At 47.5% G+C, this 25,350-nt stretch carries 20 protein-coding genes; 7 read left to right on the plus strand and 13 right to left on the minus strand.

Annotated elements, in window-relative coordinates; all coding sequences use genetic code 11:
• Nucleotides 1–2,571: a cyanophycin synthetase gene (gene cphA, locus AOC07_RS06450; protein ID WP_215357180.1), complete on the plus strand. Its 2,571-nt coding sequence runs from the start codon at nt 1–3 to the stop codon at nt 2,569–2,571.
• Between the two features lie 20 nt (nt 2,572–2,591).
• Here cphA and AOC07_RS06455 read toward each other — a convergent pair whose 3' ends face one another.
• From AOC07_RS06455 to AOC07_RS06480, 6 genes are all read right to left on the minus strand, one after another.
• Nucleotides 2,592–3,590, minus strand: coding sequence for a class 1 fructose-bisphosphatase (locus AOC07_RS06455; RefSeq protein ID WP_215358501.1), 999 nt, complete (start codon nt 3,588–3,590; stop codon nt 2,592–2,594).
• A gap of 69 nt (nt 3,591–3,659) precedes the next feature.
• Nucleotides 3,660–6,269: an aminopeptidase N gene (pepN, locus tag AOC07_RS06460; RefSeq protein WP_215357181.1), complete on the minus strand. Its 2,610-nt coding sequence runs from the start codon at nt 6,267–6,269 to the stop codon at nt 3,660–3,662.
• A 51-nt stretch (nt 6,270–6,320) separates the two neighbouring features.
• Nucleotides 6,321–6,896, minus strand: coding sequence for a TMEM165/GDT1 family protein (locus AOC07_RS06465; RefSeq protein ID WP_215357182.1), 576 nt, complete (start codon nt 6,894–6,896; stop codon nt 6,321–6,323).
• Nucleotides 6,897–7,001: 105 nt separating this feature from the next.
• On the minus strand, nt 7,002–8,120 hold the full coding sequence (gene ald, locus AOC07_RS06470; protein WP_215292412.1) for an alanine dehydrogenase: 1,119 nt from the start codon (nt 8,118–8,120) through the stop codon (nt 7,002–7,004).
• A 12-nt stretch (nt 8,121–8,132) separates the two neighbouring features.
• Complete coding sequence (locus AOC07_RS06475; RefSeq protein ID WP_215292414.1) at nt 8,133–9,515, minus strand: amino acid permease; 1,383 nt, start codon at nt 9,513–9,515, stop codon at nt 8,133–8,135.
• A 245-nt stretch (nt 9,516–9,760) separates the two neighbouring features.
• Nucleotides 9,761–10,513 (minus strand): ThiF family adenylyltransferase, encoded by a 753-nt coding sequence (locus tag AOC07_RS06480; RefSeq protein ID WP_215292416.1) that lies wholly within the window; start codon nt 10,511–10,513, stop codon nt 9,761–9,763.
• A gap of 20 nt (nt 10,514–10,533) precedes the next feature.
• On the opposite strand from AOC07_RS06480, the gene pdxH reads away from it, so the two are divergent.
• Nucleotides 10,534–11,169 (plus strand): pyridoxamine 5'-phosphate oxidase, encoded by a 636-nt coding sequence (pdxH, locus tag AOC07_RS06485; RefSeq protein ID WP_215357183.1) that lies wholly within the window; start codon nt 10,534–10,536, stop codon nt 11,167–11,169.
• Here the strand turns inward: pdxH and msrA are convergent.
• Nucleotides 11,166–11,738, minus strand: a complete 573-nt coding sequence (gene msrA / locus AOC07_RS06490; protein WP_215357184.1) for a peptide-methionine (S)-S-oxide reductase MsrA — start codon at nt 11,736–11,738, stop codon at nt 11,166–11,168. The two genes, pdxH and msrA, sit on opposite strands and share 4 nt — an antisense overlap.
• Nucleotides 11,739–11,787: 49 nt before the next feature.
• Here msrA and AOC07_RS06495 point away from each other — a divergent pair, with 49 nt between their 5' ends.
• From AOC07_RS06495 to AOC07_RS06505, 3 genes are all read left to right on the plus strand, one after another.
• Complete coding sequence (locus AOC07_RS06495; protein WP_215357185.1) at nt 11,788–13,185, plus strand: coniferyl aldehyde dehydrogenase; 1,398 nt, start codon at nt 11,788–11,790, stop codon at nt 13,183–13,185.
• Nucleotides 13,186–13,421: 236 nt separating this feature from the next.
• Entirely contained in the window at nt 13,422–14,954 is a 1,533-nt protein-coding gene (locus AOC07_RS06500; RefSeq protein ID WP_215357186.1) for a DEAD/DEAH box helicase, read from the plus strand.
• A gap of 2 nt (nt 14,955–14,956) precedes the next feature.
• Nucleotides 14,957–15,520, plus strand: a complete 564-nt coding sequence (locus tag AOC07_RS06505) for a chorismate lyase (protein WP_215357187.1) — start codon at nt 14,957–14,959, stop codon at nt 15,518–15,520.
• Between the two features lie 4 nt (nt 15,521–15,524).
• Here AOC07_RS06505 and AOC07_RS06510 read toward each other — a convergent pair whose 3' ends face one another.
• Nucleotides 15,525–16,349 carry a uroporphyrinogen-III synthase gene (locus tag AOC07_RS06510; protein ID WP_215357189.1) on the minus strand — a complete coding sequence of 275 codons (825 nt, stop codon included), beginning with the start codon at nt 16,347–16,349 and terminating at the stop codon, nt 15,525–15,527.
• 13 nt (nt 16,350–16,362) lie between these two features.
• Nucleotides 16,363–17,328, minus strand: coding sequence for a hydroxymethylbilane synthase (gene hemC, locus AOC07_RS06515; protein ID WP_215357191.1), 966 nt, complete (start codon nt 17,326–17,328; stop codon nt 16,363–16,365).
• A 43-nt stretch (nt 17,329–17,371) separates the two neighbouring features.
• Between hemC and argH the strand changes: the two genes are divergently transcribed.
• Complete coding sequence (gene argH / locus AOC07_RS06520; protein WP_215357193.1) at nt 17,372–18,790, plus strand: argininosuccinate lyase; 1,419 nt, start codon at nt 17,372–17,374, stop codon at nt 18,788–18,790.
• Nucleotides 18,791–18,831: 41 nt separating this feature from the next.
• Here argH and AOC07_RS06525 read toward each other — a convergent pair whose 3' ends face one another.
• The 4 genes from AOC07_RS06525 to AOC07_RS06540 all read right to left on the minus strand — a co-directional run bounded on the left by AOC07_RS06525 (nt 18,832) and on the right by AOC07_RS06540 (nt 23,492).
• Entirely contained in the window at nt 18,832–21,099 is a 2,268-nt protein-coding gene (locus tag AOC07_RS06525) for an arginine/lysine/ornithine decarboxylase (protein ID WP_215357195.1), read from the minus strand.
• Complete coding sequence (locus AOC07_RS06530; protein WP_215292435.1) at nt 21,096–22,010, minus strand: ion channel; 915 nt, start codon at nt 22,008–22,010, stop codon at nt 21,096–21,098. Before AOC07_RS06530 ends, AOC07_RS06525 begins: the two co-directional genes overlap by 4 nt.
• 13 nt (nt 22,011–22,023) lie before the next feature.
• Nucleotides 22,024–22,590 carry a dCTP deaminase gene (gene dcd / locus AOC07_RS06535; protein ID WP_068948880.1) on the minus strand — a complete coding sequence of 189 codons (567 nt, stop codon included), beginning with the start codon at nt 22,588–22,590 and terminating at the stop codon, nt 22,024–22,026.
• Nucleotides 22,591–22,661: 71 nt separating this feature from the next.
• Nucleotides 22,662–23,492, minus strand: coding sequence for a formate dehydrogenase accessory sulfurtransferase FdhD (locus AOC07_RS06540; protein ID WP_215357196.1), 831 nt, complete (start codon nt 23,490–23,492; stop codon nt 22,662–22,664).
• 154 nt (nt 23,493–23,646) lie between these two features.
• Here AOC07_RS06540 and metG point away from each other — a divergent pair, with 154 nt between their 5' ends.
• Nucleotides 23,647–25,317, plus strand: a complete 1,671-nt coding sequence (gene metG, locus AOC07_RS06545) for a methionine--tRNA ligase (protein WP_215357197.1) — start codon at nt 23,647–23,649, stop codon at nt 25,315–25,317.
• Nucleotides 25,318–25,350 lie beyond the last annotated feature (33 nt).

The following is a 25,350-nucleotide window of genomic DNA, read 5'->3' on the forward strand; positions in this document are numbered from 1 at the left end:
TTGGAAATCACCCGTATTCGTATGTTGCGCGGCCCTAATTTATGGAGCCGCCACACTGCCCTAGAAGCAATCGTCTCTTGCGATGAGGCTGAGCGCTCCATCGATTCCATCCCCCAGTTTGAAACCAAGATTCGCGAACGCTTTCCACAACTTGGCAGTATGCGTCGTGGCGGTCACAATGAAGTACTCTCGCTTGCTCATGCCCTAGAACATGCTGCCCTTGGCTTGCAAGCGCAAGCTGGTTGCCCTGTTACTTTTAGTCGCACTGTCCAGACTGTGGATGTTGGCGTATATCAGGTGATTGTGGAATATACCGAAGAAGTTGTCGGTCGCATGGCTTTTGACTTTGGCTTTGCCCTCATTCAAGCCACATTGAATGATGCACCTTTTGATCTTGCTGCAGCCCTCTCTGAACTAGAAGCCCTCTATGAAGATGTCCGTCTTGGCCCCAGTACTGGTTCTATTGTTGATGCAGCAGTACAGCGCAACATTCCATACCGTCGCATGACTGAAGGCAGTATGGTGCAGTTTGGCTGGGGCAGCAAACAAAAGCGAATTCAAGCTGCTGAGACCAGTGATACCAGTGCCATTGCTGAAGCGATTGCTCAAGATAAAGATCTCACCAAAAATTTACTAGCCGCAGCAGGTGTTTCAGTACCAACTGGCGAGGTGGTCACTTCAGCTGACGATGCATGGCGTGCTGCACAAGAAATTGGTGGTCCGGTCGTATTAAAGCCAAAAGACGGTAATCAAGGTAAAGGTGTTGTTGCCAATATTCAAACGGAAAAAGAAATCCGTGCCGGCTTTGAAGTAACCCAAAGCTTTGGTCGCGAAACGATTGTTGAGCGCTACCTCCCGGGTGCTGACTATCGCTTACTCGTGGTTGGAAATCGCCTCTCTGCGGCGGCCCGTCGTGAACCCGCTCAAGTTGTTGGAGATGGCACCCATACCGTTGCTGAACTCGTTGAGATAGAAAATAAAAATCCATTACGAGGCGATGGGCATGCCACTGCACTAACCAAAATTCGGTTTGATGATATTGCCCTCGCCCACTTAGCTAGCAACGGACTCACCCCCAAGTACATCCCTAAAACCGGGGAACGCGTCCTCCTTCGTAACAATGCAAACTTGAGTACAGGCGGAACTGCAACTGATGTAACTGATGATGTCCACCCTGATGTTGCCGCTAGCGCAGTGGCTGCAGCACAAATGATTGGTCTTGATATTGCAGGCGTAGATATTTTGTGTGAATCTATCTACAAACCCTTAGAGCAACAAGGTGGTGGCATCGTTGAAGTCAACGCCGCACCTGGCTTACGCATGCACCTCAAGCCGTCTTACGGAAAAGGCCGTCCCGTTGGTGAAGATATTGTGAATACGATGTTTCCGCCCGGTGAAGATGGCCGTATTCCAGTTGTTGCGGTCACTGGTACCAATGGCAAAACAACTACCGTACGCTTGATTGCTCATTTACTAAATGAGACTGGACTGCGCGTTGGCATGACTACTACCGATGGCGTCTATATCAACCATCGATTAATTGATTCTGGTGATTGCAGCGGACCGAAGAGCGCGCGCAATGTATTAATGCATCCAGATGTGGATGCTGCCGTATTAGAAACTGCTCGCGGTGGGATGCTGCGTGAAGGTCTTGGTTTTGATCGTTGTGAAGTGGCTGTAGTTACCAATATTGGCGAAGGCGATCACTTGGGCCTGAACTACATTACTAGCGTGGAAGATCTGGCTATTCTCAAGCGGGTAATTGTGCAAAACGTTGCACCAACTGGCGCAGCCGTCCTGAATGCTGCCGACCCGATGGTCGTTAAGATGGGTGACAAGTGTTCTGGACGGGTCATTTTCTTTGCTCAAAACCAACATCACCCAGTGATTGCTGCGCATCGCGCGAAAAATAAGAAAGTGATCTACTTTGATGGCACCTATATTGTTGCCTCAAAAGGTTCGCGGGTGATGTACCGCTTCCCCGTTAGCGAAATTCCGCTTACTCAAAATGGTGTGCTTGGCTTCCAAGTGGAAAATACTATGGCTGCAATTGGAGCAGCATGGGCCCTCGGACTTGACGCCGAAAAAATTGCACGTGGTCTTCATAGTTTTGAGAGTGATGCAAGCTCTGTACCAGGTCGCTTTAATCAATTCCAACACAACGGTGCAACCGTAATTGCTGACTATGGCCACAACCCAGATGCCATGCGCGCCTTAGCGAGCGCCATTGAAGCCATGAAGCCAAAGAAGAGTCACGTTGTAATTAGCGGCGCTGGGGATCGACGTGATGAAGATATCCGCGATCTCACCCGCATCTTAGGTAATTCATTTGACAATGTCATCTTGTATCAAGATGCTTGCCAACGTGGTCGTGAAGATGGTGAAGTGCTCAAGCTCCTGCAAGAAGGTCTAGTAGGCGCAACTAAAGCCAAGCAAGTGAAAGAAATTCATGGAGAATTTAAGGCAATCGATACTGCCCTAAACGACATCTCTGCAGGAGATATCTGCCTTATTCTGATTGACCAAGTAGAAGAGTCGCTCGCCTACCTCAAGAAACAAGTGAAGCCCTAAGATTAAACCAGGCATTTAGCTCAAGCGTGATATTGCCGCAAGCGATCAATCTCTTCTTTGGATCCTAGCATGACTGAAACACGCTCATGCAAACCTGTTGGTTGCAGATCCATAATGGTCTGAGTACCATTAATAGAAGCCCCACCAGCCTGCTCCACCAAGAAGCTCATTGGATTTGCTTCATACATTAAACGCAACTTACCAGCCTTACTTGGATCACGCTTATCCCAAGGGTACATAAATACACCACCACGAGATAAAACGCGATGAACATCAGCCACCATTGATGCAATCCAACGCATATTAAAGTCTTTATCACGTGCACCCGTGGTGCCGGCTAAGCACTCCTCAACATAGCGACGGACTGGATCGGCCCAGTGACGCATATTGGACATATTGATTGCAAACTCTTTGGTTGAAGGCGAGATAGTGACGGCATCTTTAATAAGCAAAAAGTCGCCAGTCTCTTTATTTAAAGTAAACATCACCACGCCATCACCCAATGTCAGGGCCATAGTGGTCTGCGGACCATACACTACATAACCTGCAGCCACTTGGTTGCGTCCTGACAATAAGAAATCAGAAGTTTGTAAAGGAGTTTTTGGATCTTGCTTCTTCAAAACAGAAAAGATTGTTCCGATAGAAACATTCACATCAATATTGGATGAACCGTCCAGTGGATCAAACAAGAGAAGGTAGTCACCAGTACCTTGGACTGGCACAGGTAGTTCCATTTCCTCGGAGGCGAGACCTGCCAGCGATTTGCAGCCCTTCACACCATCTATCAATTGATCATTAGCAATAATGTCTAGCTTTTGCTGTACTTCACCCTGAACGTTGCCACTTCCAGCTGAGCCTAATAAACCAATCAAGGCGCCCTGTGCTACTTCATGACTTAAGGTCGAGCAAGTATTGACCACTGCAAGCAACAAATCCTGAAGGCCTAAAGGTATGGCAGCACCTTTTGGTTTGGCGCTGACTAAATACTGCTTGAACGTGTGATTGATGCTTGAGGACAAAGGTGTTTCTCCGATTGTTGATGCCAATATCGTACTTTAAGGCTCTATTTTGCCCTGTTATCTAAAAGACTAGTGACCTAATGCCTTGCCTACTACCTCCCTGGTATCTGGAGAGAGGGTTTGGCAGGCGGCTACGCGCTCTAAGGCCGCTTTCATCTTATCTTGATAGGGTTGAGCAAATAGACGCCAGCGATCTAAGGCTCTAGCCAACCGAGCAGCTACCTGAGGGTTAATCGGATCTAAAGCGACAACACTATCAGCCCAAAATTCATAGCCACTGCCATCTGCCTGATGAAAGCTCGCAGGATTGTTGGAGCAGAAAGCATGAATCACGCTGCGTACTCGATTGGGGTTATTCATTTTGAATGCAGGATGATCACGCAAGCCCTTTACATTACTCAATGTGGAATCCTGACCATCAACGGGTGGGCGGCTCGATTGCAAGCCAAACCATTTATCGATTACCAATGCATCATTTGCAAAGCGCTCATAGAAGTCAATCAAGCAATCTTTTGCTTCCTTGGCTCCATGAATGACCAATCCCGCTAAAGCAGCATAACGATCAGTCATATTGTCGGCGATTCGATACTGATTGACCGCCAGCGGAGACCAAATCGCTGGATTGGCTTCCAGCAACATACTGAGCGCCAAGTTTTTCAGAGCACGTTTGCCAGCATCCACCGCATCAGACTTGAATGGTCCGGGTGTTTGCATTTGTTGATACAAGGCAGCCCACTCTAGTTGTAACTGCTTAGCAAGCTCTTTTCGGAAGGCGCGGCGTGCAGTAAAGATTTTCTGTGGGTCTACGCTAGTGCACTGTTCATATAAATAAGACTCGGCAGGCAGCGTTAGTGCAAGCTCCTTGAAGGCTGGATCTAGATTAGGATCAAGCAAAAGATTGCGGTAGGCTTCAATCAATTGAGCGTCGGGCAAGCGATTGTTTAAAATCATTTGCATGGCCAATTTCTGACCCGCTTCCCAGCAATTAAATGGGTCATCGTCAGACGAGAACAGCGTTAAAAGGTCTGCTTCACTTTGCTCAAAATCTAAATTTACTGGGGCTGAAAAATCTCGGTTAATCGAAAGCACTGGGCGCTCATCAATATTGTCAAAAGTCCAGCTTTGACTTGCTTGAGTTAGCTCTAATAATTGCTCTGCTTGATCATTGCTCTTTGTAATCAAGCGCATCTTCAATGGAATATGAAAAGGCTTCTTCTCTGGCTGCCCAGGACTGGGGGCACAGCTTTGAGTCAATGTAATTTGATATTGTTTTTTTGTCGGGTCGTAATGCTCTTGCACTTTGACGCGCGGTGTACCTGCCTGGCTATACCAATTTCTGAATTGAGTAAGATCTCTACCATTAGCATCGGCCATTGCCATTAAGAAATCATCACAAGTTACCGCCTGACCATCATGGCGCTTGAAATATAAATCCATGCCCTTGCGGAAGCCTTCTTTGCCCAGCAGGGTTTGATACATCCGTACTACCTCGGAGCCCTTCTCATACACGGTCACCGTGTAGAAGTTGCTGATCTCCTGATATTCATCAGGACGAATCGGATGAGCCATCGGACCTGCATCTTCAGGAAACTGTAGTTGACGAAGTAGGCGCACATCTTCAATGCGCTTTACAGCCCTGCCAGACTCGCTACCCATTTGATCAGCTGAAAACTCTTGATCTCTAAATACGGTTAAGCCTTCCTTCAAGGATAGCTGAAACCAATCTTGGCAGGTCACCCGATTACCCGTCCAGTTATGGAAATATTCATGGGCAACAACACTCTCGATGTTGGCAAAGTCTGCATCGGTTGCAGTTTCGGGTTGCGCTAGTACAAACTTGGTATTGAATATATTCAATCCCTTGTTCTCCATTGCGCCCATATTGAAATCACCCACTGCCACAATCATGAAACGCTCTAAGTCCAACTCAAGACCGAAACGTTTTTCATCCCAATGAATCGAGGCAATTAAAGAATCCATCGCATGACGGGTTTTCTTAAGATCATGGGGCTCTACCCAGATCTGCAATAACTTCTTGGCGCCGTTACCGGTGGTAATGCTTTCTTCGATGCATTCCAACTTACCAGCCACCAAGGCAAACAGGTAGGAAGGTTTTGGGAAAGGATCTTCCCAAGTGGCACTATGCCAACCATTGGGTAACTTTTCAGTATTTAATAGATTGCCGTTCGATAAGAGGACTGGGTATTCCGCTTCGCGTGCACGCAATGTCACACGATAGCGTGCCATCACATCTGGACGATCTAAGAAGTAAGTAATTTTTCTGAAACCTTCAGCCTCACATTGCGTAAAGAAGTTTCCATTAGAAACGTACAAGCCCATGAGGGAAGTATTTTTCTCGGGTACGCAAACGCAAATGATTTCAACAATGAATTTATCTTTACCTTCATTTGGCAAAGAATGAATTGTCAAAAATTCAGGAGTTAGTTCAAAGTGACGATGTGCCTCACCATTAATACGCAAACTCACAAACTCCAATTCTTGGCCCACCAAAACTAATGGTGCTCCGGCTGCAAAACCCTTACCCGGCAAAACCTCAATCCGACTCTTCACAATCGTACGTGCAGGATCTAGTGCAATATCAAGCTCTACTTGATCAAAGGTATAAACGGGAGGTCGGTATTCGAGTCGACGAAAGCTCTGTGGCAGATCAGTTTTCATAGTCTTATTTTAAGCCTTGGCTAGAGTCGCTGCAGACCCCTCAAGATCCCACTAATTCCAAATCAGCGTGGCGATACCAATGGCAATAAAGGTTACCGCCGCCACCGCATGCACCCACTTGATCGGCATACGCTTGGTAAATTTTTGACCGATCCAAACTGCTGGGACATTCGCCAACATCATCCCCAATGTGGTGCCAACCGTTACAGAGAAAACATCTTCATATCTTGCGCCTAAAGCAATCGTCGCAATTTGGGTCTTATCCCCCATCTCGGCCAAAAAGAATAGGCCAACTGTCAGCAGAAATACTTGCCAAGCACGATCGGCTACCCTCGATCCAGCAGCATCATCGATATGATCGGGCACCAGAAGCCACAAACCAATGCCCAGGAAGCTCAATCCCAAAATCCAACGCATTACATCTGGTGATACCAAGGTCGTTAACCAATGGCCCAAGAGGGCGGCGCATGCATGGTTTGCGATGGTAGCAAGAAATATCCCGGCAATGATGGCTAAAGCTTGCTTGGGATAACGCGCAGCCAACATTAATGAAAGGAGTTGAGTTTTATCACCCATCTCCGCTAAGGCGACAACGCCAGCAGAGAGGATTAGAGTAGAAAAGTCCATGGATCTAGTTGTTCCAGTAAATGCAGCAATGAGTAATACATTGGGGACAGTTTAAATCCCCAATGTGTCCACATGATGCAAAACTACAAATCCATACAAAACAACTTATGCGACCAAGAGCTCCTCTGCCAAAGCAAAGTCTAAGCCTTGCGCCAACGCTACTGGCTTAGAGGTTAATACACCCTTATGCACACTCAGACCATTACGCAAGTGATGGTCAATCGATAGAGCTTCCATCACCCCTCGATTAGCCAAAGCCTCCACAAATGGATAGGTAGCATTCGTTAATGCAAAGGTAGAAGTTCTTGCAACTGCTCCAGGCATATTAGCAACGCAATAGTGCAATACACCGTCCACTAAGAAGGTGGGGTCAGCATGAGTAGTGGGCTTGGAGGTTTCAAAGCACCCACCCTGATCAATTGCAACATCTACCACGACTGAGCCTGGCTTCATCTTTTTCACCATCTCATGCGTCACTAACTTTGGTGCTGCACCACCAGGGAGTAGTACTGCACCAATCACAACATCTGCCTCACAAACTTCTTGCTCTATTAGCAAGTTATCTGAGTAAAAAGTTCGTACCCGATTACCGTAAAGCATATCGATTTGACGTAAGCGATCAATATCACGATCAAAGATACACACATCAGCACCGATACCTACTGCCATCTGCAAAGCATTACGGCCCACCACCCCGCCGCCCAAAATGACGATCTTGGCTGGTGATACGCCAGGCACCCCAGCCATCAAAACACCCAAACCACCATGCGTTTTTTCTAGATGAGATGCAGCCGCCTGAATTGACATGCGACCAGCCACTTCGCTCATCGGGGCTAGCAGCGGCAGCGCCCCGTTGATGGCAGTCACTGTTTCATAGGCAATACAGGTGGCACCAGAGTCAATTAATGCCTTTGTCTGCTTTGGATCTGGAGCTAAATGCAGATAAGTAAACAGAATTTGATCCTCGCGCAGCATGGCACATTCTTGCGCTTGCGGCTCTTTGACCTTCACAATCATCTCGGCCTTATGAAATACTTCTGCTGCGCTGTTGATGAGTGAAGCACCTGCAATCCGATAGGACTCATCCGTTAGGCCAATCTGTTCTCCTGCGCCACGTTGAACGAGAACAGTGTGGCCCTGTTTACAGAGCCCGCTGACATTGCCCGGGGTTAAGCCCACTCTAAACTCATTATTTTTTACTTCTTGAGGTACGCCAATAATCATTTCTATCTCCTGTTATTTGAATTCACGATTACTTTTTGTTTTATGGTGCAAACCAACGATGTAGAACATCGCCAGATACACCGCCAATAGGCACGGGCCTAATATCAATGCAATCCGTGCATCCTCATGGAAACCCATCAGCACAACGACAAGAAAAATGAATGCCAGAGCAAACCATGAGGAATATGGATACCAAGGAGTGCGATACGCAAGTTCAGAAACCTGGGATTTAGTTAATGAGCGGCGGAATTTGAGTTGCGTAAACAAGATTGCAATCCAGACCATCAAGCCAACAAAGGTCACCGCAGCCATGATGTATTGAAAAGCCTTGTCAGGAACAAAGTAATTCAAAATAACGCCAGTCATACAAACAGCGACAGTAGCCATTACCGCACGATGAGGAACACCATACCTGGATAACTTTGCAAAAGGTGCTGGCGCATAACCATTGCTCGATAAAGAGTACAGAAGTCGGCCGCCACTAAAGATGCCAGCATTGCAGGATGAAAGCGCTGCCGTGATGACAACAAAGTTAATCAAGCCAGCTGCCTCACGCAAACCAATGCGCTCAAACATCACCACAAAAGGACTGCCCTGTTGTCCTACCTCATTCCAAGGGAAGATTGCCAGAATGACTAAGATTGCACCCATGTAAAAAATCAAGATGCGCCACGCCAATGAATCAATTGCCATGGGGATTGTTTTGCGTGGGTTCTCAGCTTCGCCTGCAGATAAACCAATCATCTCAATGCCAACGTAGGCAAATAAGACCATCTGTAAGGAGAGCAACATACCGCTGATGCCATTGGGAAAGAAGCCGCCATGCTGCCACAAATTACTCAAGCCAATTGGCTGCCAATCATTAGTAAACCCAAATAAAATGACAGAACCACCCAGCGCAATCATGGCAACAATCGCCACCACCTTGATTAAGGCAAACCAGAACTCAAACTCACCAAACACTTTGACGGCAATGAGATTGATTAAACCCATCATTACAATCGATGACAGTGCCCAGATCCACTGTGGCGTTTCGGGGAACCAAATACCCATATAAATGCCAACTGCTGTGACCTCAGCAATGCCAACCACGATCCAATAGGTCCAATACCCCCAGCCAACCATATAGCCAGCTAATGGCCCCACATAATTATTGGCATAAGCTGCAAAAGATCCGGCAACCGGTTCATGCACTGCCATTTCACCGAGGGTGCGCAGCACGATGAAAGCCACGATCCCCGCCAATAGGTAGCCCAGGAGAATCGATGGCCCAGCAATTTTGATTGCACTTGCTGAGCCTAGAAATAATCCAACGCCAATCGTTGAGCCTAATGCCATCAAGCGAATGTGTCTTACTTTGAGATGGCGTTTTAAGCCAGTGTGTTCAGTCTGCAAAAGAGACCCCCTTTCGATTTGTCGTTGGCTGATTTACCAACGAGGCAAAGTCTAGGGAGTGCCAGGCAGATGCACTAGGGGCTAAAAATGCCTAAAGTTGTTAAAACAATAAAAAATAATTTGCTTAGGAATGAAATGTCATATAAATCAAGACCGGAGCACACCAGAAAATATTCCCGACTGCAAAAGAATCAGTAATTTCCTACAGGGAATCCCCTTAAGGATTTACCGCATACAAATTGCAATTAAGCTTTGGCGGCAATGAGATTCAAAATCTCAGCAGCAGCCGCAAGGCCACAGGCTGCGGTCACCATAACGGTGGATCCGTAGCCAGAGCAAGCTAAGCCACCATTGGCCGCGCCGGCCCTGGGCTCATGAGAGTAAATAGCGCGGATACCAATTTTTTTCTTCAGGTTTCTTGAAAAACCATGATCTTGTCTGAGTCCTTGGCGCACCTTTGCCAATAATGCATCCTGCTCAGTTCGAGAGAGATCATCACAACGCACCGAAGTTGGATCGGACTTACCACCAGCGGCACCACACATCACTAGCGCACGATGATGAGCGGTTGCCCATACTGATAAAGCAATTTTCGTTTGTACAGAATCTGTGGCATCCAAAACCAAAGCATCACGCGGTATGAGTACATCTAAATTTTCTGGTGTTAGAAACTCATCGCAGGGTGTCAAGTGGATCTCGGGATTAATTTGCAAAATGCGCTGAGTCATTGCCTCTACTTTGGCTTTGCCATACTGGCCTTCTAAGGCATGCAATTGACGATTGGTATTACTCTCTGCAATGTGATCAAAGTCAACTAAGACTAGGTGCCCAATTCCAGTTCGAGCTAATGCTTCTGCCGCCCAAGAACCGACTCCACCTAAACCAGCTACCACCACCGTCGCATTGTGAAAGCGCTCGCGCAGCTCAGGACCATAGAGTCTAGAGACCCCGCCAAAACGACGATCTTCGATATTTGTTTCTTTCTTGTCTTCTGCCATGGCTTCTTTATACTGAATAAATGGACTCTATTGCCCAACTTCGCAAAAACTACACCTTTGGCCAGCTATCGGAAACCGATGTTCCAAGCAATCCATTTCCTCTTTTTCAGCTTTGGTTTGACCAAGCCGTAAGAGCAGAGTGTCCTGAACCTAATTCCATGACCTTGGCTACCGCCGATCAAGCGGGAAACCCATCAGCTCGTATTGTCTTACTAAAAGGTGCCGACCAAAAGGGCTTCACCTTTTTCACCAACTATGAAAGCCAAAAAGGTAAAGATTTAGCGGCCCGTCCGCAAGCCGCCCTACTTTTTCATTGGCACGAGCTAGAGCGTCAAATCCGCATTCAAGGAGCGGTGGAGCGGGTGAGCGCCGCTGAAAGCGATGAATACTTTCATTCTCGCCCTCCCGCATCGCGAATTGGCGCCTGGGCTTCACCGCAAAGCGCAGCCATCCCCAATCGTGAATTTTTAGAAGAAGCTGAAAAACGCTTTAAAGCAGAGTTTGGGGATGCGCCGCCGCGCCCTGATCATTGGGGTGGTTATCGCTTACAACCAACTGAAATTGAATTTTGGCAGGGACGCCCTTCCAGGCTGCATGATCGTATCCACTACAAGCTAGATGGGTCAACTTGGCAGGTAAACCGCCTAGCTCCCTAAGAGTATTGGGGCGCTATCAGCGCTTTAAATTTCGCCCTGAACTTTGCCAACTTCGGTGCAACCACTGCCATGCAGTAGCCTTGATTTGGGTGCTGCACAAAGTAATGCTGGTGATAGTCTTCAGCAGGAAAGATGGTTGGCGCCGCATCAATCTGCGTTACCACGGGTCTAGAATAGATTTTTGAATCATCAAGCTCCTTCACCACTTCATGCGCAACCTTAGATTGTTCATCGCTGTGCGTAAAGATCACCGAACGATATTGCGTACCGTGATCATTGCCTTGATAGTTCAAGGTGGTGGGATCATGAATCACAAAGAAGATCTCCAACAAATCCTTAAATGAGACGATCTCCGGATCAAACATCATGTCTACAATTTCTGCATGTCCAGTAACCCCTGTGCAAACTGCTTCATAAGTGGGGTTAGGTCTAGCGCCTCCAGCGTATCCGGAAACAACTGATTTGACCCCTGAAATTTGCTGGTAAACAGCCTCTAGGCACCAAAAACAGCCGCCACCTAAGGTAGCACGCTCTGGAGTAGGCTGGTTTTTATCTAAGCTTTGGTTCATGGCTTTATCCTAATGCCTTATTTCAATATCTGCCAACTATTAATCACCTATGAATCGCTTCACCATACAACTCGATGAAATTAAAGCGGCCTATGCTGCAGAACCAAACCCCAGTCTTGAAGTCAGACTGGAGCGCATTGTTCGCATCGAAAAGATGCTTCGGGCCAATGAAGAAAAAATCTGTAAAGCACTCATCGCAGACTTTGGCATCCGTCACCCCATTGAAACCCAGCTCGCCGAGCTTCAGATGGTGTATCAGGCTTGTAAGTACGCCCGCAAACATCTCAAAGAGTGGATGAAACCCGTGCAAGTGGAAGTGCCTTTGTATTTGAGCTCCTCAGAAGCCTGGATTCAAAGTCAATCCATTGGTGTTGTTGGCATCATCAGCCCCTGGAATTACCCAATTCAATTGGCGCTCGTTCCTGCAATAGCTGCACTTGCCGCTGGTAACCGAGTTTGGCTCAAACCTTCTGATCGCAGTTCTCGTACTTCTGGATTTTTAGCGAGCTTAATTCAAGAGTATTTTCACCCTAGTGAGTTTTGTGTCACTACTGGTGGCATTGAAGTAGCAGAACAATTTGCTGCACTTGCATTTAACCATCTCTCATTCACTGGCTCAGAAGTTATTGGTAAAAAAGTAATGCGCGCTGCTGCTGAAAACCTTACTCCAGTAACCCTAGAGCTTGGCGGCAAAACACCAGCCATCATTGATTCCACCGCCAAACTCCAAGAGGCGGCTGCTTCTATTGTCTATGGAAAATTACTGAATAGCGGTCAAACGTGCATTGCTCCAGATTACGTATTGATTGAACAAAACATTCAAGCTACTTTTATTCAAGAACTGCAAACTGCAGCACAATCCCAATTTAGCAATCCCGAAGAATTGACTGGTCCGATTGATGATGACCAGTTGCAGCACTGGCAACACTTAGTTAGTGATGCCGTTGATCGTGGGGCAAAAGCAATTCCATTGCTCAGCAATCCTGCAGTAGGTGCACGCAGATTTGAGCCTGTAGTACTGATTGACGTCTCACCCCAAGCCCGCGTCCTGCATGAAGAAATCTTTGGGCCAATACTTCCCATAGTGCCCGTTACCGATACTGCTGCAGCAATTGCCTATGTCAACAGTAGGCCCAATCCTTTAGCGCTTTACTGGTTTGGTAAAAGCAAAAAGAATATGCAGCGGGTTTTAGAAGAAACTCGCTCTGGTGGCGTCACTATCAATGACACGCTATTGCATGCAGTAGTCGAGTCATTACCATTCGGCGGAATTGGCGCAAGTGGTATGGGCGCATGCAAAGGTAAAGCTGGCTTTGACGCTTTTAGCCATGCAAAGCCTATTCTGGAAGTGCGTGGCTTATTAGGCACAAGTCTTTTTAAAGGCACGCAAGCTGCACACCCGCCCTACGACAAGAAGACAGAGCGTCTTATTCGTCATCTAAAGTAATTAATTCGGGAAAACCCTTGTAATCACCCTCTCAAACTGCCATAATGAGAGGCTTTTTAAAGCAATTTGATTCATCGCCCCCCAGCTATATTTCAGCGTTCCGTTTAGAAGTTATAAACACCGAAGTCAAAAAACGCGCTGCCGCCTGTCTGATGGTCGATGCCTTTGACCATCGCACCCTACAAAACCATGGGTGCAACATACGGAGACATCCCTTAAAGGGGATGTGTAATAGCATGACTTTTTCTAAAGAAACTAAACACGAGTCACATGACTCAAAGCACGCTGGAACTGAGTTCCAGTCTTTTGCCTTAGCGGCATCACTCCTTAAAAACGTTGCTGAACTGGGTTATACCCAAGCTACTGCTGTACAAGCTCAGGTTATTCCTGCAGCCTTGGCTGGTGGTGACTTATTAGTCAGTAGCCAAACTGGTAGCGGTAAAACTGCAGCCTTTTTATTACCTTTAATCAATCAACTCATTGAAGACAACCCGAATAACTCACCTGTACCAGGTCGCGCACAACCTAAAGTGTTAGTGCTCTGCCCTACTCGTGAGTTAGCTCAACAGGTTGCCGCTGATGCAGTGAACCTAGTTCGCGGCATGAAAGGCATCCGTATTGCAACTGTCATGGGTGGCATGCCTTACGGCAAGCAAATCCAAGCCCTGAAGGGTGCATTGCTAGTAGTCGCAACTCCAGGCCGTTTACTCGATCTATGCGACAGCAAAGCAATTCGTCTAGATGATGTAAAACAACTCGTTATTGACGAAGCCGATCGCATGTTAGACATGGGATTTGCGGATGATCTCGAGGCAATTGATAAACGTTGTGCAGGCCGTAACCAAACCTTGATGTTCTCTGCAACCTTTGCACCAAAGATTATGTCTTTGGCAAATGAATTGACTACAGATCCCAAGCGCATTGAACTTGCTCACGCAGGTGAAAAGCATGCCAACATCGAACAGAAGTTACATTGGGCTGACAGCATGTCACATAAGCACAAGTTACTTGAGCACATTTTGGCTGATGCCACTTTGGATCAGGCAGTTGTGTTTGCTAGCACCCAGGTTGAAAGCGAAAAAATCGCCGATACCTTGCGTGCTAATGGCTACGAAGCTAGCGCCCTTCACGGTGCAATGCCTCAAGCTGTGCGTATGCGTCGCCTAGAGTCTTTACGTAAAGGCCACACCAAGATTTTGGTTGCAACGGACGTAGCGGCTCGCGGTATTGATGTGCCACGTATCAGTCACGTCATTAACTTCGGCCTACCAATGAAACCAGAAGACTATACGCACCGTATCGGCCGTACTGGTCGCGCTGGTCGCAATGGCGTAGCCATCACCTTGGTTGAACATCGCGATCGTGCCAAGATCCGCAATATTGAGCGCTTTACACAGCAAGATATCGTGGCATCAGTCATTGCTGGTCTCGAGCCGCAAGCCAAGCCTAGCTTTGGTGGTGGCGGTGGTCGTGCTGGTGGTGGTCGCTCAGGCGGCGGTGGTGGCAATCGTTCTGGTGGTGGCGGTGGTCGCTATGGTTCAGGCGCACGTTCTGAATCTCGTTCTGGTGGTGGTGGCTCTGGTGGTGGTAATCGTTCGGGCAATCATTTCGAGGCGCGTTCGACTGGCTCTACTGACTCACGTCCAGCTCGCTCTGCTGATTCACGCCCTGCGCGTTCTGCGGACTCGCGTCCAGCACGCCCAGCGGGTGGCCCGCGTTTTGCCAAACCAAAGTCTGGCGGTCAACGTCGGAACTTTAGCGGTAGCTAAAAATGATTCACCGTAATCGTCTCCGTTCTGCATGGAATCGAGTCGGTTCCGGTGAAATTCATCGGGCGCCACGGAAGTGGCAACCATGGCTTAGTGACACTGGGTCTCTCACCCAAAAACTTGAGAAGATAATTGGTCAAAAACTAGAAGTACAGATTTTGCGAGATTGCCCTCAATCACTCAATAGCGACGAAAGTCGCTATTTCCATTTCAAGCTAAGACGTTGCAGAGTACGCGAAGTACTTTTGTGCGCAAATAATGTTCCCTTAGTAATGGCGCGTAGCGTTATACCGACCCTTAGCTCTAGCGGTAGCAATTATGCTGTTCTACGGCTGGGAACAAAGCCTCTTGGGGCTGTACTCTTTGCCAAAACACGCAAGCATTCCAAAGTAAAACCGCCGCGAGATATTGCGCGTTTAGATAAAAGTAGTGACTTGTGGAAACGATGTTCCAGGAATTACCCTGAATTAAGCTCACCCCTATGGGCTCGTCGCACCCTCTATCAATTAAAGGGTCATCCAGTCCTGGTGAATGAAATTTTCTTGCCAGCTTTACTGAGCTTTTAAAAGCTTAGAGTGTTAGCCAGGCTAGGCTCGCTTTAATGAGAGCCTCATCACCAGGCTCAGTCGTAAACACTTCACCAAATCCAATCATGTCGGCTGTATCGGCAATGTTGTGATGTGGACATAAGGCGCTTGCACGTTGCAGGCTTTGAGGAAATTGATCTTTACCCACTTGACCTAGATAACGCACAGCCTCAGATGAGGTGAGTAACCAAAGGGATTTTGAAAAATCTATCTCATGAATTGCATCCCAAGCAGGACTATCAAGATCTAAAGGTACACGAGTGTAAGTAGAAATTGCCTCTACCTTAGCCCCCGCTTTTACTAAGGTATCAGCTAGCCATTCTCGGCCGCCCTCGCCCTTAAAGATAACGATCTTTTTGACTGTCCAATCCCACTTAAGAGCCTGGAGCTCTTGCCATAAACCTTCTGAATCCCATTGCTCATTGTTCTCGGGAATCAATATCGGGGTAGGAGTCTTTTCTTGGCCAATGCCATGGTTTTCTAATGCAAACCGACTGCTTCCACCCATCACCCCAATTGGAATAATCTTTTTAGAAAATGCTTGCCAATCGCGCTCTAGTAAACGCATCACGCATTCAATTGCATTGGGGCTAACGAAGATTGCAAGATCTGCATCTTTTAAAGCGGTGGCAATGTGATCAGCTAAATGATCATCCGTCTTGGGGACGATCGTCAGCAAAGGGAGTGAAATAATCTCAGGTAGGCTACGCTTAGCAACCCCACTCTTTTCGATGCTATTGGTCAGCAACTCAATGAGTTGACGAGCTTGGCCACTAGGCCTAGTGACGACGATGGTTTTCGTACTCATCGCTACTGTTTTTTTATTTGGAAATCTTAGGAATTAGATCTGCAGCGCCCTGGGCTAGTAAGTCTTGGGCGACAGCAAGGCCCAAGGCTTCTGCATCTTCAATCGATTGCACTGCTGCTTTGCCATTGGCCAAACAAATCGCTTTGCCATCAACACTTGCAACAAATGAATGGATTTGCATTTGGCCTGCGCCCCATACTGCATGGGCCGCCAAGGGTACTTCACAAGAACCCCCAAGTTGACGAGACACCATACGCTCAGCGGAAACTGCATACCAAGTTGCCAGGTCATTGAGGGGGGCCAGCCATTGTTTGATATTCGGGTGCTTGCTCAAAGTCTCAATACCTAAGGCTCCTTGACCAGCAGCTGGTGTGTATGGGTCATAAGGAAGGTAGGTACGAATACGACTTTCTAAACCTAAACGCCTCAAACCTGCAGCAGCCAAAATAATTGCCTGATACTCACCGCGATCTAACTTAGCCATGCGCGTATCTAAATTGCCACGCAAGGGATGAATTTCTAGATGAGGAAATTTTGCTCGCAGCACTGACTCCCGACGTAAACTGGAAGTACCCACAATCGCATCCTTGGGTAAATCTTCAAGGCTTGCAAAATCATTTGAGACAAATGCATCACGCGCATCTTCTCTTGCCATAACGCAAGCAAGATCAAATCCCTCCGGCATAACCATGGGCATATCTTTTAGGGAATGAACCGCCAAATCAGCGCGCCCATCCTCAAGAGCAGTTTCGAGCTCTTTCACAAAAAGACCCTTGCCGCCCACTTTAGAGAGGGCTTTATCCAAAATCTGGTCCCCGCGGGTAGTCATTCCCAAAATCTGGACATCGCAGTCTGGATAGAGCTTTTTTAGGCAATCTTGGACGTGTTCAGCCTGCCACATGGCTAGACGACTTTCACGAGAGGCAATTACTAGGCGCTGAGGGGCTGCTAGGGAGGAAGAATTCAGGGTTTGGGACATAACATTTAAAATAATCAAAGACCTACACCAATATACTGTGTTTATGAGCTCATCTAAAAATTCCTTAGCCAACAAAGCCCAAGCTTGGTCGGCCCGTTTTGACGAACCGGTTAACGAGCTTGTCCAGCGTTATACGGCCTCCATCGGCTTTGATCAGCGTTTTGCAATGGTCGATATTGCAGGCTCCCTGGCACACGCCCAAATGTTGGCCTCCCAAAAGATCATCAGCAGTCAAGATTTGGCTGATATTCAAAATGGCATGGCGCAAATTAAGAGCGAGATCGAGGCTGGCCAATTTCATTGGCAATTGGCCTTAGAGGATGTTCACCTCAATATTGAAGCACGCCTGACTGAATTGGTTGGCGATGCGGGAAAGCGTTTACATACTGGTCGCTCACGTAACGACCAGGTGGCAACAGATTTGCGTTTATGGTTACGCGCCAGCGTGGATGAAATTGCTGCCACCCTCAAAACTTTACGAACTGCACTATTGGATCTGGCAGAAAAACATGCTGGCACAATCATGCCTGGTCACACGCATTTGCAAGTTGCACAACCAATTACCTTTGGTCATCACTTAATGGCCTATTACGAAATGTTTAGCCGCGATGCCAGCCGCTTGACTGATTTGCGTGCACGTTTTAATCATCTACCATTAGGTGCTGCCGCCTTAGCTGGCACCACCTACCCAATTGATCGGGAGCAGGTTGCCAAGATCCTGGGCTTTGATGGCATTTGCAATAACTCATTGGATGCTGTGTCAGATCGTGACTTTGCCATTGAGTTTTGCGCTTTTGCGTCCATCCTGATGATGCATGTATCACGCCTTTCAGAAGAGCTCGTACTTTGGCTCAGTCCACGCTTTGGCTTTATTGATTTACCAGATCGCTTCTGTACTGGCAGCTCCATCATGCCGCAAAAGAAGAACCCTGATGTCCCTGAATTGGCGCGGGGCAAGACTGGTCGTGTTTATGGCGACCTCATCTCATTGTTAACGCTGATGAAGAGTCAGCCCCTCGCCTACAACAAGGATAACCAAGAAGATAAAGAACCTCTATTCGATGCGGTGGACACAGTGCAAGATACGCTGCGTATTTTTGCCGATATGGTTCCTCACATCGAAGTGAAGGCTGACGTGATGAAAGCTGCTGCTGAAGAGGGTTTTGCCACAGCAACTGACTTAGCCGACTACCTTGTTAAAAAAGGCCTCGCTTTCCGTGATGCCCATGAGGCTGTTGCTCACGCCGTTAAAGCGTGCGTCGGTAGAAACTGCATGCTCACTGACTTAAGCCTCTCAGAATTACGCTTTGCCTGTGGCCTAGACACGCGCCCTGAACTTATTGGAGATGATGTCTTTGTTTTGCTGACAGTGGATGGCTCGGTACAGTCCCGCCAGCACGCTGGAGGGACATCGCCCTCTCAAGTGCTTGCCGCAATCAAACGAGGCCGCGCAGATCTCTAGATCACCTGCGCGCCTGCTCCTCGCCAGATATAGTCTCTTGATTAAAGCGTGATGTCGCGCTCTTGCCTGACACAATCAACATAGTATTCACTACGAGCATCGACATCCGCTTTCACTAAGCCATGAATATCTGTCTCGAAGCCTGGGAACTTCTCATTAAAGTCACGGGCAAAGTAAAGATAGTCAACAATGCGCTTATTAAAACGCTCGCCTGGAATTAATAGTGGAATGCCTGGAGGATAGGGAGTAACCAGCATGGCAGTTACACGACCATCCAATTGATCCAGGGGAACGCGATCTACCTCCTTATGAGCCATCTTTGCCCATGCCTCTGATGGCATCATTGCTGGTTCCATATCAGAGGTATACATTTCCGTAGTCATACGGGCTACGTCACGGCTCTTATAGAACTCATGAATCTGCTGGCAAATATCTTTCAGGCCAACACGCTCATAACGTGGGTGCTTAGCGACAAACTCCGGAAGCACTTTCCATAATGGCGCATTCTTGTCAAAGTGATCCTTAAACTGTTGCAGCTCTGTAACCAAAGTATTCCAGCGGCCTTTAGTAATGCCGATCGTGAACATAATGAAGAAAGAGTACAAGCCGCACTTCTCCACGATTACCCCATGCTCGGCAAGGTACTTAGTCACAATACTTGCAGGGATACCCATGGAACCGAAGTGACCCTCGATATCCAGTCCTGGCGTGACGACTGTAGCTTTGATCGGGTCAAGCATATTGAAGTCTTTAGCGAGCTTACCAAAGTCATGCCAAGAGGCGTTCGGCTCTAAAACCCAATCCGAACGCTCGCCAATTCCTTCTTCTGCTAAGTGATCTGGACCCCAGACCTTGAACCACCAGTCTGCACCAAACTTGTCATCCACCTCACGCATCGCGCGACGGAAGTCCATTGCTTCCGCAATCGACTCTTCTACCAAGGTAGTGCCGCCTGGTGACTCCATCATGGCAGCAGAGACATCACAGGAGGCAATAATTGCGTACTGCGGACTAGTTGAGGTGTGCATGAGATAGGCTTCGTTGAAGCAATCACGATCAAGCTTGGTCTCTTCGGCATCCTGAACCAATACTTGCGAAGCTTGTGACAAACCAGCCAGCAGCTTATGCGTAGACTGGGTCGCAAACATCAAACTCTTCTTGGTACGCTTGCGATCAGAGCCAATGGCATGCATATCTTTATAGAATGGGTGGAAGGCGGCATGCGGCAACCATGCTTCATCAAAGTGCAAGGAATCCACCTTGCCATCAAGCATCTCTTTAATCATCTCAACGTTGTAGACGATGCCATCATAGGTACTCTGGGTCAACGTCATGACGCGTGGGACAACATTTTTATTCTTAATAAATGGATTAGCGTCAATCTTCTTCTTGATATTGGCCCACTCGAATTCCTCTTTTGGAATTGGACCAATAATGCCAAGGTGATTGCGGGTTGGCATAAGGAAAATCGGAATTGCACCCATCATGGTGATTGAGTGAATCACCGATTTATGGCAATTACGATCTACCAAGACCACGTCTCCGGGGGCTACAGTGGAGTGCCAGACAATTTTGTTTGATGTGGACGTGCCGTTGGTGACAAAGAACAAATGGTCGGCATTAAAGATGCGCGCAGCATTACGTTCACTCTGCAACACTGGGCCAGTGTGGTCTAGCAGTTGACCTAATTCTTCTACAGCATTGCAAACGTCAGCTCGCAGCATGTTCTCACCAAAGAACTGATGGAACATCCGACCGACTGGGCTCTTTAAGAAAGCAACACCACCAGAGTGTCCAGGACAGTGCCAAGAATAGGAGCCTTCGGAAGCGTAATTGGTTAATGCACGGAAAAATGGGGGTGCCAATGAATCGAGGTACACCTTTGCTTCACGAATGATATGACGCGCCACAAACTCTGGGGTATCTTCATTCATGTGAATGAAACCATGTAATTCACGCAAGATGTCATTTGGCATATGGCGTGAGGTGCGAGTCTCACCATATAAGAAGATAGGGATATCTTCATTACGCTTACGAACCTCAGTGATAAAGGCGCGCAAATTATTTAAAGCAGGAAGATCATGGTCTTCAGAATCGGATACAAACTCCTCATCATCAATCGAAACAATGAAAGAGGATGCTCTGGAAGCTTGTTGCGCAAAAGAGGTCAGGTCACCGTAGCTCGTTAAACCAATGACCTCCATGCCCTCATGCTCAATTGCCTCGGCAAGGTCGCGAATACCCGAACCCGAAATATTTTCGGAACGAAAATCCTCATCAATAATGATGATTGGGAAACGAAATTTCATAAAAACTCCCCTGCTATGCGGTCCGATGCATTCGGAACCCACTGCTCAAAATTAGAAAGGTCAATTATCCGACCGCCGTCTGACGAAACCGTGACTATATCGACAAATGTCGCATTTTGCTGGACATCTCTAGGTAAGTAAACATGCCGGGCATAAACCTGGTTTGCAAGGCTCTCGTGATAGCCAGTAAAGGTGATGAGTAAGTGCCAGCGGCCATTAAGAGCACTATTGCCCAGATAGTCATTTAAGGCGCTCGTCTCATCAACACTATGCATGGCCGTCCAGGTTAAAGAAAAGACCGGACTTTCAGAGCGATGTAAGGCGAGCTCGACAGATCGACGATAGCGCTCGCCCTCTGAAGTCATGCTCTCGGCGATTAACCAAAGCCGCAGCTGGGCCTCAACAATATGGGAACTTCGATCATTGGCGACCCGAAACTTCAAGGTTTTAATACCATCGTGATTGCCAACTACTGCCACCTTTGAAAACCGCACACCGGCAGTCGGCCTGGTGAAGCGTGCGAAGGCTAAGCCGGTTGTTAAAGCAGAATAGACGATGCCAAAAAATGCCTCAAAGGTCACAATTGCATTCGGCCAAGAACCAACTGGCGTCATACGCCCATAACCAATCGTCGCCATGGTCTGCACGCTAAAGAAAAAAACATCTAAGAGCGATCCAGACTGAGCGTGGGTAATTGCCCCATCGCCACAAGCAAGATATGCAAATGCAAATACAAGATTGGTGCCCAGATACACCAAGACCACCAGCAGCATAAAGCTTGCCCAGCTGGTGCCAAGAAGCCAATGATAAAAATTGTTTTCGGGGCGCGCTACTTCCGAGCGCGTAAGGGTGGCACGATATTCATCTAAGTCAATACGCGCGGGGCGACGATTGAAAAGAAATTTACGCACTACCGTGAATAGCTTAGGTCTTAGGCAGGGTCACGCCCCGCTGACCTTGATACTTACCGCCACGATCTTTATATGATGTACCGCAGACTTCATCGCTCTCAAAGAAGAGAACTTGTGCGCATCCCTCGCCAGCATAAATCTTTGCAGGTAACGGCGTGGTGTTTGAAAACTCTAAAGTGACATAACCCTCCCACTCAGGCTCGAATGGAGTGACGTTCACAATAATGCCGCAACGAGCGTACGTACTCTTACCAACGCAAACCGTTAATACACTGCGTGGAATCTTAAAATACTCAACAGTCCTTGCTAACGCAAATGAATTTGGAGGGATGATACAAACATCACCCTTGAAATCAACGAAAGATTGCTCATCGAAGTTCTTCGGGTCAACAATCGTACTGTTGATGTTGGTGAAGATTTTGAATTCGTCTGCGCACCGAATGTCATAGCCATAGCTTGATGTGCCATAACTCACGATTTTGTTGCCAGCAGCGTCTTGACGAATTTGTCCAGGCTCGAACGGGCTGATCATGCCTTGTTCACCCATGCGGCGGATCCAGTGGTCAGATTTAATAGTCATGGGCGAATTGTAAAACCTTCGCTGACTCAACCCACCATTTATCGAGGCCTGGGCACTAAAAATGCGCTGTTTTAGGTAAAAATCACCCGCTCAGGGGCGTTATAAATCTCAAAATGTTTTCCAGAGCAACGAGACAAAATGGTGAGATTGGTTTTACGAGCTAGCTCCAAACCCATCAGGGTGACACCTGAGCGGGTTAGGAGAAAAGGAACGCCCATCTGAGCCCCCTTAATAACCATCTCAGAAGTTAAGCGGCCGGTAGTAAAGAAGATCAAATCTTTGCCTGGCTTATTGGCTAACCACATCAAACCAGAAATGGAGTCGACTGCGTTGTGGCGACCTACATCCTCAATAAAGTGGAGGAGTTTCACGCCATCATCGCCATCCCTCTCAAATACTGCGCAGGCATGAACAGATCCAGACTGCTTGTAAATCGAATCGTGAACCCGAATCGCATCAATTAAGGCAACGATTGCCTCTTGAGACAGTTTGGGCCCCTCTGGAAGGGCGATTTCGGATATCTCCTCCATTAGGCCACCAAACATTGTGCCCTGACCACACCCAGTAGTCACAACCCGCTTGCTTGTTAAGGCATCAATATCCACAGTGCTGCGGCGAGTCTTAACTGCAGCAGAATCTGTCTCCCAGTCAACCTGGATGCTTTCGATATCATCCGGCGACTGCACCAAACGCTGATTGCGTAAATACCCCAGTACCAAAGCCTCAGGAGCGCTTCCGAGGGTCATCAAAGTAACGACTTCGCGCTTATCTAAGTAGATCGTCAACGAGCGCTCCCCGGGAATATGGGTTAGCTTTTTCCTGCCCGCCTCATCCAATATCTCCACCTCGTGCACCAAGGGCACGGAGGCGCTAGACATCTGAATATTGGGTTTTACGACCATAAAACACTTTCTAAATTGAGTGGAAATTGGAGTTTATCGGGGTTTATGAAGACTTCGCGGTGTTTTACTTTAACCGCAGACTAAAATCACTGCACAAGCTCGGCATAATTGAGCATTACCCCTAATTTAACCTTCTTATTTAAGTCCGCATTACATGAGTAGCTCCCAGCGTCGCATTCTTGTTACCTCAGCCTTGCCTTACGCCAATGGCCAGATTCACATTGGTCATTTGGTGGAATATGTGCAAACTGATATTTGGGTCCGTTTTCAACGGATGCGCGGTCATGAGGTTCACTATGTTGGCGCTGATGATACCCATGGCACGCCAATCATGTTGCGAGCAGAAAAAGAAGGGGTCACCCCAAAGGAATTAATCGCCACAGTTTGGAAGGAACATAAGCGCGACTTTGATAACTTCCTCATCTCATTTGATAACTACTACACCACCGATAGCCCTGAGAATGAAAAGCTAGCGCAAAGTATCTATCTGAAATTACGTGACGCCGGGCTAATTGAAAAGCGGGCTATCGAACAAGCCTACGATCCAGTTAAAGAGATGTTTTTGCCTGATCGCTTCATTAAAGGCGAATGCCCTAAGTGTGGCGCTAAAGATCAATATGGTGATAACTGTGAAAAATGTGGTGCCACCTACTCACCTACTGATCTGAAGAATCCCTTCTCGGTCGTCAGTGGCGCAACGCCCATCAAAAAGATTTCTGATCACTACTTCTTTAAGTTATCCGATCCGCGCTGCGAAGAGTTCTTGCGTGAGTGGACTCAAGTCAAAACGCCATTGCAACCCGAAGCACGCAACAAAATGAAAGAGTGGGTTGGTCAGCCAGGCGAAAGCAAGCTGGGTGACTGGGACATCTCCCGCGATGCCCCTTATTTCGGCTTTGAAATCCCGGATGCACCCGGCAAGTACTTCTACGTCTGGCTTGACGCTCCAATTGGCTACTACGCTAGCTTCCTCAATTACTGCCAGGCTAAAGGCTTAAACTTTGACGAGTGGGTCAAACCAGATACGACCACCGAGCAATACCATTTCATTGGCAAAGATATTTTGTATTTCCACACCTTGTTCTGGCCGGCTACTCTGAAATTTTCTGGCTATCGCACTCCCACCAATGTATTTGCGCACGGCTTCTTAACCGTTGATGGCGAAAAGATGAGCAAGTCACGTGGCACATTAATCTCTGCCAATAGCGTGATTGAGTGCGGCTTTAATCCCGAGTGGTTCCGCTATTACTTTGCAACCAAACTCAATGACAGTATGGAAGATTTAGATTTAAATCTTCAAGATTTTGTAGCACGCGTGAATAGCGATTTATTAGGCAAATACATCAATATTGCTAGTCGTAGCGCCGGCTTCTTAGTAAAACGTTTTGGCGGTGTTATGTCTGATGAAGCCATGAATAATCCTTTGCTAAAAGAAATTACTGCATCTAGTGAAAAGATTGCCGAGCTTTATGAAGGGCGCGAATATGCAAAAGCATTGCGTACGATCATGGAGCTCGCTGACATGGTCAATGGTTTCGTGGATGAAAATAAACCTTGGGAAATTGCTAAAGACCCAGAGCGCGAAGCAGATTTGCAACGCGTCTGTAGCGTTACCCTAGAAGCCTTCCGCATGCTTAGCTTGTATCTCAAGCCGGTCATTCCACAAGTTGCCACTGGCGTAGAAGAATTTCTCTCCCTGCCACCGCAATCTTGGAGTGATATCAATACTCCGCTTTCTAGCAAGAACCCAATCAAAGCTTACAAGCACCTCATGACTCGGGTTGAAGCCCCTCAAATTGAGGCTTTGCTGGCTGCAAACTTGTAAAAATCACCCTAAAAAGCACCTATAATAGTGATC

It is taken from the genome of Polynucleobacter sp. UB-Raua-W9, assembly GCF_018687435.1.
Taxonomy (GTDB): Bacteria; Pseudomonadota; Gammaproteobacteria; order Burkholderiales; family Burkholderiaceae; genus Polynucleobacter.